Source organism: Nonomuraea sp. NPDC048882 (assembly GCF_040649755.1).
Taxonomy (GTDB): Bacteria; Actinomycetota; Actinomycetes; order Streptosporangiales; family Streptosporangiaceae; genus Nonomuraea; species Nonomuraea maheshkhaliensis.
The window spans coordinates 41,586-54,991 of sequence record NZ_JBEZGB010000014.1 but is presented as its reverse complement, the minus strand read 5'-3'; the positions used below and the strand labels follow the sequence as shown (position 1 = coordinate 54,991).

Sequence of the window (13,406 nt, the reverse complement as noted above, 5' to 3'; positions counted from 1 at the left end):
CTATGTTATCGATGCCATATGTAACAAGCGCGGTAGGATCCCCCTGATGAAGCCGCGAGAGAGGAGCGCCGTGACCAAAGCCACCGAGCGGCCGACGAGGCAGCCCAGCATGGCTGACGTGGCCAGGACCGCCGGGGTGTCGGCGCAGACGGTCTCGCGCGCCCTGCGCGATTCCCCCAACGTCAACCCGGAGACCAGGAAACGCGTGCTGGCCGCCGTGGAGCAGCTGGGCTACCGCTTCAACAACGCCGCGAGGGTGCTGTCCTCGGGCCGCAGCCACACGATCGGGCTCGTGCTGCTGCAGTCCGGCGGCTACTACTCGCGCTCGGCGGTCACCGCCGGCGTCGAGGCGGCCGCGGGCGAGGCGGGCTACGCGGTGAGCATCGCGACCATCGCCAGGCTCGACACCGGCCTGATGGAGCGCTCCCTGTCCAAGCTGGCCGACCAGGGCGTCGACGGCATCGTCATCGCCGTACCGCTCATCTCCGTGACGCAGAAGATGGAGGACATCACCCGCGACATCCCCACGGTCACGCTCGACGGCTCACGTACGGCCAGCGCCAGGGTGCTCGGGATCGACCAGAAGGAGGCGGGCCGCCTGGCCACCCAGCACCTGCTCGACCTGGGTCACCGCCAGGTGTGGCACGTCGCGGGCCCCGACGAGTGGATCGAGGCCCGCCAGCGGCGCCAGGGCTGGCAGGAGTGCCTGGCCGCGGCCGGCGTCACGGCGCCGCCCCCGCTGGAGGGCGACTGGTCGCCCGACTCCGGCTACCGGCAGGGGCAGGTGCTGGCGATGATCCCCGACGTGACCGCCGTCTTCGCCGCCAGCGACGAGATGGCCTTCGGCGTGATCCGCGCCCTGCGCGAGCGCGGCAGGAGCGTGCCGGAGGACGTCTCCATCGTCAGCGTGGACGACATCGAGCTGGCCGCCTACTGCTCGCCGCCGCTGACCACCGTGCGGCAGGACTTCTACCGTTCCGGCGAGGCGGCCGTCGCCCTGTTGCTGCGCGAGGACGGCGCGGAGTCGGAGGAATCCCTGGTCACCGCCACACTCTCGGTACGCGCTTCCACGGCGCCGCCACGCGCCCACTGAACCCCGGGTGAGCGGCACTTCGCGAAGTGCCACTTGCGCCATCCATGTTATCGATGCCACTGTAACAACGTCCGGCTCCGGACTCGTTCCTCCGCCCCCAGTCAGGTGGGCTGAGTGCCCACGGAAGGATCCCAGAACCATGAGGAGATCACTCGTCCTCGCGACCGCCGCGGTCGCGACGCTCGGACTGCTCACCGGCTGCGCGGCCGGAGGGAACGGCTCGAACACCGGCGGCTCGGACGGCAAGACGACCCTCAACGTCGCCGCCCTCGAAGGCGGCTACGGCCGCGACATGTACACCCAGGTCATCCAGGCCTACGAGAGCGCCCACCCGAACGTGGACGTGCAGCTGCAGATCTCGAAGAGCATCGAGGACGAGATCTCGCCGAACATGAAGGCCGGGCGCTTCCCCGACGTGGTGGTGCTGGGCCAGGGCCGCAAGGCCGCGCTCACCGAGACCCTGATCAAGGACAAGGCGCTCGAAGACCTCACGCCCGTGCTCCAGGCGAAGGTGCCGGGCGAGGACAAGACCGTCGGCGACAAGCTGATCGACGGCATCGTGGGCAACCTCAACACCAACCCGTACGGCGACGGCAAGACGTACACGATGCCGATGTACTACGCGCCGACCGGCCTGTTCTACAACAAGGGCCTGTTCGAGAAGAAGGGCTGGAAGGTCCCGGCCACCTGGGACGAGATGTTCGCGCTCGGCGAGACGGCCAAGAAGGACAAGATCTCGCTGTTCACCTACCCGACCGCGGGCTACCTCGACTCCTACTTCTTCGCGCTGCTGGCCGACGTCGGCGGGGAGCAGTTCTACACCGACGTCATGACGTACAAGCAGGGCGTGTGGCAGACGCCGCAGGCCAAGCAGGTGCTCGACCTCACCACCCGGCTGCTGAAGTACGCCGCGCCGACCACGGTCGGCTACGCCAACGAGCAGGACTTCACCAAGAACCAGCAGTCCATCCTGGACGACAAGGCCCTGTTCATGCCGAACGGCACCTGGATCGTCGGCGAGATGGCCGACGCCCCGCGCGCCGACGGCTTCGCCTGGGGCCTGACGCCGCTGCCGGCGGTCACCGAGGGCGGCAAGCGCTACATCACCACCTCGGTCGAGTCGGTCTGGGTGCCCGCCGCGGCCAAGAACAAGGACGCGGCGAAGGAGTTCGTCGCCTACCTCTACTCCGACGCGGCGGCCGCGATCTTCGCGAAGTCGAACGCGATCCAGCCGATCGACGGCATCGTGAGCAGCCTGTCCGGGGAGAACGCCGAGTTCTACAAGGTCTACGAGGACCCCTCGGTCTCCGCGCTCGTCGGCGGCTTCGCCGGCACCGCGCCCGTCGAGGGCGTCGACATCAAGGGCACGCTCTTCGACACCGCCAACAGCATCATCAGCGGCGACAAGACGCAGGAGCAGTGGCAGGCCGCGCTGAACGACGCCAGCGAGAAGCTGCGCCAGGCGGGTAACTGAGGTGGCCGGTCCCGCAGTTCGCAGGCGGGGCAGCGGCCTGTTCGTGCTCGCCTGCCTCCTGCCCGCGCTCGTGCTGTTCGTGCTGTTCATGATCGTCCCGACCGTGAACGTGTTCCGGATGTCGTTCTACACGTGGAGCGGCTTCTCCCCGGACATGCGCTTCGTGGGGCTCGACAACTTCGTCCGCCTGCTCGACGACACCCAGTTCGTGCGGGCGTTCCAGAACACCGTGGCGCTCCTGGTCGTCGTGACCGTCGTGACGATGGGCCTGGGCCTGTTCCTGGCGGCGATCATGACGCGGCAGCGGCTGCGGGGCCGGACTTTCTACCGGTTCGTCCTCTACGTCCCGAGCGTGCTGTCCGTGGTCGTGATCGCGGCGATCTTCTCCGCCCTCTTCGACCAGGAGAACGGCCTGATCAACGGCACCCTGCGGCTGCTGTCGCTGGACGGCCTGCGGCAGGTCTGGCTCGGCGACCAGGACATCGTGCTCTGGTCGCTGGCCATCGCCATGGTCTGGCAGTCGCTCGGCTACTACATGGTGCTCTACATGTCCGGCATGGCGAGCATCCCCGAGGAGGTCTACGAGGCGTCCGCGCTCGACGGCGCCTCGGCCGGCCGCCAGTTCTTCGCCATCACGCTGCCGCTCATCTGGCAGAACCTGCGCACGACGCTGACGTTCTTCGTGATGAGCGCGGTCAACCTCAGCTTCGTCCTCGTCCGCGCGATGACCGGCGGCGGGCCTGACGGCTCCTCCGAGGTGCTGCTGAGCTACATGTACAAGCAGGCGTACACGAACTCGTCGTACGGCTACGGCATGGCCATCGGCGTCGTCATCTTCGCCTTCTCGTTCCTCGTGTCGCTGCTGGTGAGCCGCGCGACGCGGCGTGAGCCCCTTCAGTTCTAGAGGACACATGACCACTTTCACCAAGGCCAGGACGGGCCGCGCGCTCACCTACGTCCTCGTCACGGCGATCGCGCTGGCCATCGCGGTGCCGGTCGCCTGGGTGCTGTTCGCCTCGGTCAAGCGCAAGGGCGAGTTCTACGGCAGCCCGTGGGCGCTGCCCGAGGGCCTGCACCTGCAGAACTACGTCGACGCGTTCGTGGGCGCCCGCATGGGCCAGTACTTCTTCACCTCGCTGCTGGTCACCGTGCTCGGGCTGGTGTTCGTCGTGGCGGTGTCGGTGCCGGCCGCGTACGTCATCGCCCGCTACGAGTTCCGCGGCCGGAGCCTGGTCGAGGTCGCGCTGCTGGCGGGGTTGTTCGTCAACGTCAACTACATCGTGGTGCCGATCTTCCTCATGCTCGTCGACTGGGACCGCGCGCTCGTGGACCTCCTGCCCGGCGGCTTCTTCATCGACAACCCCGGGGTCCTGTCGCTCGTGTACGCGGCCACGTCGATCCCGTTCAGCATCTACCTGCTGACCGCGTACTTCCGCTCGATCCCCGCCGACTACGAGGAGGCGGCGGCCCTGGACGGGGCCTCGCGCTTCCAGGTCATGACCAGGGTCATGCTGCCGATGGCGCGGCCGGCGCTCACGACCGTGATCCTGTTCAACTTCCTGGCCTACTGGAATGACTTCATCATCGCGCTCACCCTGCTGCCGGGCGAGGGCAAGACCCTGCAGGTCGGGCTGCTCAACCTGATGACCGCGCAGAAGGCGGCGGCCGACTACGGGCGCCTGTACGCCGGCATGGTCATCGTCATCGTCCCCGTCCTCATCCTGTACGCGCTCATCCAGCGCCGGCTCATCGAGGGCATGGCCGCCGGCGGCGTGAAGGGCTAGAAGGAGACATTCATGAAGGATTCGACGCGCGGCGTGCTGCTCGTCACCACCCGGACGATCATCGCGGCCGTCTGTGTGGCGGCGGTCGTCGTCGCCCGCAGCACCGTCGGATGGGGCAGCCTGGCGATCATGCTCGTCGCGCTGGCGGTGCTGCTGGGCGTGCTGGCCTCCTACAACCGGCGGTTCCGGTGACACCGGCCCCGAAGCCGGCCCCGAAGCCGGCCCCGAAGCCGGCCCCGAAGCCGGCCCCGAAGCTGGCCCCGAAGCTGGCCACGGTGCGGCCGAGCGCCCGCCAGCTCGCCTGGCAGGAGATGGAGTTCTACGGGTTCATCCACTTCGGCATGAACACGATGACCGACAGGGAGTGGGGCGAGGGTCACGACGACCCGGTCGGCTTCGACCCCTCCGGTCTGGACGCCGACCAGTGGGTCAGGGCGCTCAAGGCGGCCGGGATGACCGGGGTGATCCTGACCTGCAAGCACCACGACGGGTTCTGCCTGTGGCCGAGCGACGTCACGACGTACACGGTGGCGTCGTCGCCGTGGCGGGGCGGCCGGGGCGACGTGGTGGACGAGGTCGCGCGGGCGGCGCGGCGGCACGGGCTGAAGTTCGGCGTCTACCTGTCGCCGTGGGACCGCACCGAGGCGTCGTACGGGGCCGGGAGCGCGTACGACGACTTCTACGTCGCCCAGCTCACCGAGTTGCTGACCCGCTACGGGCCGGTGTTCACGGTGTGGCTGGACGGCGCGAACGGCGAGGGCCCGAACGGCAAGCGGCAGGTCTACGACTGGGAGCGCTACTACGCGGTGGTCCGCGACCTGCAGCCGGACGCGGTCATCAACGTGTGCGGCCCGGACGTGCGCTGGTGCGGCAACGAGGCCGGCGCCACCCGCCCCGACGAGTGGAGCGTGGTCCCGCGCGCGTTGCAGAACGCCGAACGGATCGCGGACCGCTCGCAGCAGGCGGACGACGGCACGTTCGCCCGGCTCGTCCGCAGCGACGAGCGCGACCTGGGCAGCCGGGCCGCCCTGGCGGGGCACGAGGACGACCTGGTCTGGTATCCGGCCGAGGTGAACACCTCGATCCGGCCCGGCTGGTTCCACCATCCCGCCGAGGACGGTCAGGTCCGCTCCGCCGGCGAGCTGTTCGAGATCTACCTGCGTTCGGTCGGCGGCAACGCGACCTTCCTGCTCAACGTCCCCCCGGCCCGCGACGGGCTGGTGCGCGAGGCCGACGTGGCGGTGCTGACGGAGCTGGGACGGCGGATCGAGGACTTCCGCGCCCGGCGGATCGAGGCCTCCGTGACGGTGACGTCCGGTGCTCCCGGCGACGCCGCGACCGCCTGGCCAGGCCAGGCGCGGACGCCGTGGCGGCCGGACGGCGCCGACCCGCGCCCCGGACTCACGCTGGCCTTCGACCGGCCCCGGCCGGTCGAGGCGGTCGTCGTGGGCGAGCACATCGCGGAGGGGCAGCGCGTCGAGCACGTGCTCGTACGAGGTCGCGCCGGCGGCCGATGGACGACGCTGGCCGAGGCGAATGCGGTGGGCTACCAGCGCATCCTGACCTTCCCTCCGGCGGAGGTGGACGCCGTCCAGGTCGAGATCACCCGCACCAGAGACACACCCGTCATCGCCCGGGTCGCCGCGATAGAGACGGCCGCCTCATGAAGACCACAGCAACGAAAAGCCGCGCGCACCGGAGCGAGCAACTCCACCACCCATCGAGCCGCCGCCCGTCGCGGCGGGTCCTGGTGGTGGCGGGCGCGCTGGCCGCGCTGGTCGCCCTGCTGGTCACCGGCGCGGTCGTGCTCGGCCAGCGCACCGACCGGGTCGCCACCGTCGCCGGTCAGCCGGTGACTCGCGACGAGCTGCTCTTCCACATGCGCATGCTCGCCCCCCGGGTGCAGAACGAGTTACGCAACACCTACCACCTCAAGACCCCCACCGACTGGAACGCGCAGGCCGGCGACCGCACCGCGCTGCAGCGCCTCGCCGCCCGCGCGCTCGACCAGATCGAGCACGACAGGACGGTGCTCGCCCTGGCCAGGGAGCAGGGCCTGCCCGCGGCCGGCGACCACGCGGGCTTCCTGGACGAACTGGCCGCCGAGAACGAACGCCGCGCGGCCGCCATCGCCAAGGGCGAGGTCGTGTACGGCCTGGCCGAGTTCTCCCCCGAGGAGTTCTACTCCCACCGGCTCACCGAGCTGACCACGGCACTGAAGCAGCGGCTCAGCGCCGGCCAGGACGGCCCGCTGCACGTCACGGACGCCGACGTCCGCAAGGCGTTCGAGCAGGACAGGGACGCGTGGAGCGCCAACGCGACCACGTACACGTACGCCAAGCTCGTGGTCCCCGTGCCGAAGGGCGCGTCCGGCGACTACGCGGAAGGGCTGCGGCGGCGGGTGGCCGCCGCCGACGGCCTGGCGCGGCTCGCGAAGCGCGAGCCCGGCGCCGAGCTCACGACCGCCACCCAGCGCGGCGGCGGCTCGGCCGTGCACGACCAGGACCTCATGGCGGTGCTCGGCTCCCTTGAGAAGGGCCAGATCTCCGCCCCGGTCCCCGGCGCCGGCCACATCACCTACTACGAGCTCGACGACAAGACCGTCGACGAGGACGCGGCGTTCGCCGAATACGCCCGGCGGATCAGGCAGTCGCTCGTCGAGGAGAAGTTCGACCAGTTCATCCGCGACCGTGTCGACGCCGGCGAGGCCGAGATCGACGCGGCGGCGGTGGACGCCATCAACGCAGAGGATGTGCAACAGTGAAAACTGTCGGTACCGCACCCCCCGAGCCGGCGCGCCGCCGGCCTGTGGCGCGGGCGCTGCGCGCGGGCCTGACCGCCCTGCTCGCCACGCTCGTCGCGGGCTCGCTCGCCCCCGTGGCCGCGTCGGCAGCGCAGGCCCCTGGCCGCCCCTCCCCCGCCACCGAGCGCGCCCTGCCCGGCAACACCCCGAACAGGACCGGCGGCACGGACTACTACATCGACGCCACGAACGGCCGCGACGAGGCGCCCGGCACCTCGCGCAAGACCGCCTGGCGCACCCTTGCCCAGGCGAACGCGACCACGTTCCGGCCCGGCGACCGCATCCTGCTCAAGGCCGGCGAGGAATGGCACGACGAGCAGCTGTGGCCCAAGGGCTCCGGCAGCGCCGGCAAGCCGATCACCATCTCGGCGTACGGCGACCCGCGCGCCCGCCGCCCGTACATCGCGGCGAACGGCAAGGTGCCGAACCCGTTCAAGGCGGACGGCACGAAGAACCCGGAGACGGTCGGCCTGACCGGCGCCATCGTGCTGCGCAACCAGCAGTACTTCGAGATCGACCACGTCGAGCTGTCCAACGACGACGACTTCGCCACGAACATCACCACCGGCACGTACGTCAGGGACGGCATCGCGGTCTCCATCAACGCCGACCTGCTCCCGGCCGGCGCGGACAGCGTCATGGACCACTTCCGCGTCACCGACGTGTACGTCCACGACCTCGACGGCCCCAGCACCTGGCAGAAGATCCACTACGGCGGCGTCAACTTCCAGGTCTTCGGCGCCAAGAGCTACAAGGAGTACGGCACCGGCGGCCACCACTTCAAGGACGTCAAGATCGAGGACAACACGTTCGAGAACGTCGAGCTGCACGCCGTGCAGTTCGCGTTCAACTGGTTCGCCGCCGACGGCAGGGACGCCGGCGAGTACGACGAGGCCGGCAAGTTCCACGAGGGCTGGGAGCAGCTCTGGGTGCGCACCCGCGACCTCTACAGCCGGGACGTCTCCATCAGCCACAACTACGCCGAGAGCATCGGCCAGGGCGCGTTCCAGTTCGCCAACAGCAAGAACATGACGGCCGAGTACAACGAGGTCAACGGGTTCCTGAAGCGCTACGACGCGGTCTCGTGCGGGCTCTACCTGTGGGCCGGCGCCGACTCGGTGATGCAGTTCAACGAGGTGTACGGCGGCCCCGACAACGAGTACGACGGCACCCCGTGGGACCTGGAGTACACCAACTTCAACGTCACCTACCAGTTCAACTACTCGCACGACAACGCGGCGGGCTGGATGGCCTACATGGGCAACAGCTCCAACTCGGTCGCCCGCTACAACCTGAGCGTCAACGACAACGGCGTGCTCGTGAAGAACATGCTCTCGACGAACTACTCGCCGACGTACTTCACGAACAACACCTTCGTCTACGACGGCGCCGACCTCGACTACGTCCACGACGAGACGTTCCTGAGCAAGGTCTACTTCCTGAACAACATCTTCTACAACACCTCCAAGGCGGAGGCCACGCCGTGGTACCGCCGCACCGGCGCCCTGCGCCAGGCGGTGTTCTCCAACAACGCCTTCTACGAGGCCGGCGGCACCCACTCCACCCAGGAGCCGGCCGACCAGGCGGGCGTGCGCACCGATCCGAAGTTCGCCGGCGACCCGGCGAAGTACGTGACCGGGGCGGGCGTCGACCGCATCCGCACGGCGGCGGCCCACTTCAAGCTGCGCAAGGACTCGCCGCTCATCGACGCCGGCCGCTACAACCCCCACCTCGGCACCGAGGACTTCCTCGGCACCCACATCTACTACGGGGACGCGCCCGACATCGGCATGGCGGAGAGCCGGATCGGCAAGAAGGTGCGCAACCCGGTGGACGAGCACCCCATCGAGGACGAGCAGGGCGGCCGCGCCAACCTGGCCCTCGGCAAGCCGGTCACCGCGAGCTCGACCCATCCCGGCGCGAACGGCACCCTGGTGGCCGCGAACCTGACCGACGGCGACCCGGCGACCCGCTGGGCGGCAGCCGACGACGCGGCGTACCCGATCACGCTGGACGTCGACTTCGGCGCGGACACGACGTTCGACGAGGTGTATCTCGACGAGTACACCGACTCGGGCACCAACCCGCGCGTGCGCACCTTCGACCTGCAACGCTGGGACGCCGCGAGCGGCGCCTGGGTCACCTTCGCGAGCGGCTCGGACGGCGTCGGCCACGACCGGTCGGTGACCGGTTTCGGTGACGTCACCACCGCGAAGCTGCGGGTGGCGCTCACCGGCCTGCTGCCGTCGGAGGTCTACAGCCCAACCCTGACCGAGATCGCCGTGCACCGCGCCGGCGCGTAGGGCCCCGGCGCACAGCAAACCAACGGGTGGGCGCTAAGGTGTCCACCCGTTTACCTTTCGTCAACAAGTCGTATATGTGAAAGGTCTATCTTCGAGCGCCATGTCCCATCACCAGGTCGCGGTCCATGACCGCACCGATATACCCCAGCCTCCCGCGCCCGACACCTCCGCCGGGGAAGAGGGCAGCAGCAGCGTTCTCGGAGTGCTGGAGAGCATCAGCTCGGTCATCGTCCCCATCGGCGTGACGCTCTACGCGGTGCTCTACCTCGGGGTCGAGCAGATGTACGGCATCTTCGGCATCACCCCTCAGCAGGCGGGCATCGACCAGTCCGTGCTCCTGGGCCGGCTGATGGGCACCCTGATCCTGATGCTGCTGATCCTGCTGCCCACGATCGGCCTCGTCGTCGGGCTCTGCTGGCTCATCGACAAGGTGACCCTGGGCCTGTTCAGCAAGATGATCACCGGGATCCGGCGGCGGCCGTGGATCGCCGCGCTGATCGCCGCCTTGTGGTGCGGCGCGACCTACTGGGGTCTGTTCAACCTCTTCGGCAACCTCGACCTCGCCGTCATGGTGATCATCGCGGTCGGGCTCGGCGTGGTCACGTTCGTGGTGCCGTTCCGGCTGATGCGCAGGAAGCCGGTCGGGCGGGCCGCCACGAAGGTGCTCGTCGGCGCCCTGACCGGTCTCGGGCTGGGCTTCCTGCTGATCCTCGCGATGGTGCAGGGCGCGGTCGAGGTGCAGGAGACCGGCCAGGCTCCCGAACTGCTCAGCTACGTCGGCTTCCAGGACCAGTGGACGGTGATCAAGAACGCGGAGGACGACAAGCCGCTCTACGACGGCCGCTGGATGATGCTGCTGGGCGAGAGCGAGGGCACGTACGTCTTCTTCGACTGCGACAAGCTGGAGACCATGCGCCGTCCCATCGAGACGACCAACCTGTCCGACATCCAGCTCGACCCGGAGCGGGAGAAGGGCTTCACCTGCGGCGCGCTGGCCGAGAAGGAAGAGTAGCCACCTGAGCGGCAGCCGGGCGGCCGAATCCTAGGATCAGCCGCCCGAGGATCGGGCGCCTGAAGATCCCTGAAGATCTCTGAGGATCAGGCGCCCGAGGGCGGGAGTTCGGCCAGCAGGGCGCGTACGTCGTCCGCGTCGGGGAGGCGCTGCCGCTCCAGGATCTCCAGCGCCTCCGACAGGCAGGCCCGGCCCCTCGCGGCCCGGCCCAGCTCGATCAGCGCCCGGCCGAGCAGGGCGAGCACCCGACCCCTGGCCCACACCTGAGCCACCTCCGACAGCATGGCCAGGGCCTCCTCCGCGCGTTCGACAGCGCTGTCAGGCAGGCCCGCGCGGAGGTGGATCTCCGCGATCCGGCGCAGCGCCAGCCCCACCCACGTGTGCTGCTTGAGCCGGCGGAACTCCGCCAGGCACTCCTCGAAGCGGTCGAGCGCGTCGTCGTGGCGGCCAGCCGCGCCGAGTGCCACGCCGTACTGGTAGACGATCTGCGGATGCGGCCGGCCCTCCCCCAGGTCACGCGAGATGCCGACAGCCGTCTCCGCGACCTCGACCGCCTCCTCGTGTGAGCCTGCCTCGCTGAGCACGAGCGCCAGGTTGCCGAGCACGACGGCCTCTTCCGAGCGGTGGCCGAGCGAGCGCCAGACCTCGATCGACTCGTGGTACATCGCGGCCGCCTCGTCGTACTCCCGCCGCTCGTGCGCGATCATGGCCAGCAGGTTGACCGCGTAGGCGTGGTGCAGGGCCAGCCCGCCGGCCCGGCCGGCCACGCGTACGGCCATGCCCTCCTCGACCGCCGCCTCGATCGCCCTGCGGGCGTGCAGGATCTCGCCGCGCTTGCGCCGGGCGTACACCTCGGCGGCCAGGTCACCACGGGCGGACGCCGCCTCGATGATCCGGCCCACGACCCGCTCGTAGACGGTCGTGTCGGACTCGAAGTCGAAGACGTCGGTCATCATGTCGATCAGCGAGACGGCGTCGTACAGGGCCGATCCCGGCGTCTCGGCGATCTGGTTGAGGCAGCAGAGCATGCCGTACTCCTCGGCCGTCCCCCATTCGAGACCCGCCTCCAGGTCCGCGAACGCCGGGCCCTTGCCGGTCACCCTGACCGTGTCGAGCAGCGGCGCGCCGGGGTACATCATCCCGAAGATCTCCGCCATGTTGGTGAGGAAGTAGCCGAGCATCCGGTCCATCGCCACCCGCCGCGACTCCTCGTCCAGCCGGCAGCGGGCGAAGATCTTGAGCAGGTCGTGGTGACGATAGCGGCCGGGGGCGGGCGACTCCAGCAGGCTCACGTTCACCAGGGCCTCGCAGAGCTCCTCGGCCTCCGCCTCGTCCATGTCGAGCACGGCCGCGGCCACCGCCACCGGCAGGTCGGGCCCGTTCGGCGCGGCCAGCAGCCGGAACGCGGACGCGTGCGCCTCGTCGAGCTGGTCGTAGCCGAGCGCGAACGTGGCCTCCACGGCCAGGTCGTCCACCCGCAGCTCGGCCAGCCGGCGGCGTTCGTCGGCCATCCTGTCGCGCATCCTGGCCAGGCTCCATCCGGGCCGCGCCGCGAGCCGGGAGGCCACGATCCTGATCGCCAGCGGCAGGTGCCCGCAAGCCCGCATGAGGTCGTACGCGGCCTCGCGCTCCGCCGCCACCCTGGGCTCGCCGACCACCTTGACCAGCAGCTCCATCGCCTCGTCCGGAGGCATGACCTCCAGATCGACGTGGTGGGCGCCGGACAGACCGGTCAGCCTGGCCCTGCTGGTCACCAGCACCGCGCAGCCCGCCGCGCCGGGAAGCAGCGGGCGCACCTGGGCCGTGCTCGCCGCGTTGTCCAGCACCACCAGCACCCGCCGCTCGGCGAGGGTCGAGCGGTAGAGCGCGGCCCGCTCGCCGGGGTCGTCGGGCAGCGACGCGGAGTCCACGCCCAGCGCGCGCAGGAATGCCCCCAGCACGGCCTCGGGCGCCAGCGGACGCGGCCCGGCGCCCTGGAGGTCCATGAAGAGCCGGCCGTCGGGGTAGGCGTCGGCCAGCCCGTGCGCGACGTGCACGGCCAGGGCGGTCTTGCCCATGCCGCCCGCGCCCGCCACGGCCGCGACGACGAGCGCGGACCCGTCGGCCGCGAGCAGGGTCCTGGTCACCTGCTCGATGTGCGCCTGCCTGCCGGTGAAGTCCGCGGTGTCGGCGGGCAACTGGCGCGGCACCGGCGTGGCGGGCGCCCTGTCGTCCTGGGGCCCGGCCCCGAGCTCCGGATCCGCGGTGATGATCCGCTGGTGCAGCCGCACCAGGTCGGCGGACGGGTCGAGGCCGAGCTCCCCGGCCAGCAACTCGCGGGTGTCGGTGAACACCCCGATCGCCTCCGCCTGCCTGCCCGAGCGGTACAACGCCAGCATCAGCAGGCCGGCCAGCCGTTCCCTGGTGGGGTGTTCGGCGCAGAGCGGGGTCAGCTCGGCCACGGCCTCGGCGTGCCTGCCCTGCTCGACGTCCTCGCAGATCCTGCGCTCCAGCAGGGTGAGCCGCCGCTCGGCCAGGTGGGCCCGCTGCGCCTGGGCGTAGGCGCCCTCCAGGCCGGCCAGCGGCTCGCCCTGCCAGAGCGCGAGGGCCTCGCCGTACCTGCCCTCCTGCGCCAGCCGCTCCATCGCTGCCAGGTCGGACGTGGCGGAGTCGAGGGCGTACCCGTGCCCGGCGGAGACGATCGCGTCGGCGCCGAGTGCGGCGCGCAGGCGGGAGACGTAGGTACGCAGGGTGCTGAGGGCGGTGCGCGGACGCCGGTCGCCCCAGACGGCGTCGAGCAGCAGGTCGTGGCCGACCACCCGGCCACGGGCCAGCAGCAGCGCCGCCAGGACCAGCCGCTGCTGGGGCGAGCCGAGATCGACCTCGGCCCCGTTCCGGCGGGCGCGTACAGGGCCCAGCACCGACAGCCACAGCTCGGGTTCGCTCACCGGCAAAGGC

Annotated in this window: 10 protein-coding genes; 9 read left to right on the top strand and 1 reads right to left on the bottom strand. The window is 70.3% G+C overall.

Features of this window, described 5'->3' with window-relative positions:
* Positions 1-46: 46 nt before the first annotated feature.
* The 9 genes from AB0C27_RS39910 (at position 47) to AB0C27_RS39870 (ending at position 10,469) form a co-directional block, all read left to right on the top strand.
* A complete protein-coding gene (locus AB0C27_RS39910; protein ID WP_357855679.1) occupies positions 47-1,093 on the top strand; it encodes a LacI family DNA-binding transcriptional regulator in 1,047 nt (348 codons plus the stop codon).
* Between the two features lie 139 nt (positions 1,094-1,232).
* Positions 1,233-2,567 carry a carbohydrate ABC transporter substrate-binding protein gene (locus AB0C27_RS39905; protein WP_357855676.1) on the top strand — a complete coding sequence of 445 codons (1,335 nt, stop codon included), beginning with the start codon at positions 1,233-1,235 and terminating at the stop codon, positions 2,565-2,567.
* Between the two features lies 1 nt (position 2,568).
* Positions 2,569-3,471 (top strand): sugar ABC transporter permease, encoded by a 903-nt coding sequence (locus tag AB0C27_RS39900; protein WP_357855673.1) that lies wholly within the window; start codon positions 2,569-2,571, stop codon positions 3,469-3,471.
* 7 nt (positions 3,472-3,478) lie between these two features.
* Positions 3,479-4,351 carry a carbohydrate ABC transporter permease gene (locus AB0C27_RS39895; RefSeq protein WP_346105839.1) on the top strand — a complete coding sequence of 291 codons (873 nt, stop codon included), beginning with the start codon at positions 3,479-3,481 and terminating at the stop codon, positions 4,349-4,351.
* 12 nt (positions 4,352-4,363) lie between these two features.
* Positions 4,364-4,543: a hypothetical protein gene (locus tag AB0C27_RS39890; protein WP_357855670.1), complete on the top strand. Its 180-nt coding sequence runs from the start codon at positions 4,364-4,366 to the stop codon at positions 4,541-4,543.
* Between the two features lie 83 nt (positions 4,544-4,626).
* The gene (locus AB0C27_RS39885) at positions 4,627-6,018 is read left to right on the top strand and encodes an alpha-L-fucosidase (protein ID WP_357855667.1); all 1,392 of its coding nucleotides are present in this window, start codon (positions 4,627-4,629) and stop codon (positions 6,016-6,018) included.
* Positions 6,015-7,115: a hypothetical protein gene (locus AB0C27_RS39880; protein ID WP_357855664.1), complete on the top strand. Its 1,101-nt coding sequence runs from the start codon at positions 6,015-6,017 to the stop codon at positions 7,113-7,115. Before AB0C27_RS39885 ends, AB0C27_RS39880 begins: the two co-directional genes overlap by 4 nt.
* Entirely contained in the window at positions 7,112-9,457 is a 2,346-nt protein-coding gene (locus tag AB0C27_RS39875) for a discoidin domain-containing protein (protein ID WP_357855661.1), read from the top strand. The genes AB0C27_RS39880 and AB0C27_RS39875 overlap by 4 nt, the downstream gene beginning before the upstream one ends.
* A gap of 100 nt (positions 9,458-9,557) precedes the next feature.
* The gene (locus tag AB0C27_RS39870; protein ID WP_357855658.1) at positions 9,558-10,469 is read left to right on the top strand and encodes a hypothetical protein; all 912 of its coding nucleotides are present in this window, start codon (positions 9,558-9,560) and stop codon (positions 10,467-10,469) included.
* 86 nt (positions 10,470-10,555) lie between these two features.
* Here the strand turns inward: AB0C27_RS39870 and AB0C27_RS39865 are convergent, their stop codons facing one another.
* Complete coding sequence (locus tag AB0C27_RS39865; protein ID WP_357855655.1) at positions 10,556-13,396, bottom strand: BTAD domain-containing putative transcriptional regulator; 2,841 nt, start codon at positions 13,394-13,396, stop codon at positions 10,556-10,558.
* Between the last annotated feature and the right edge of the window lie 10 nt (positions 13,397-13,406).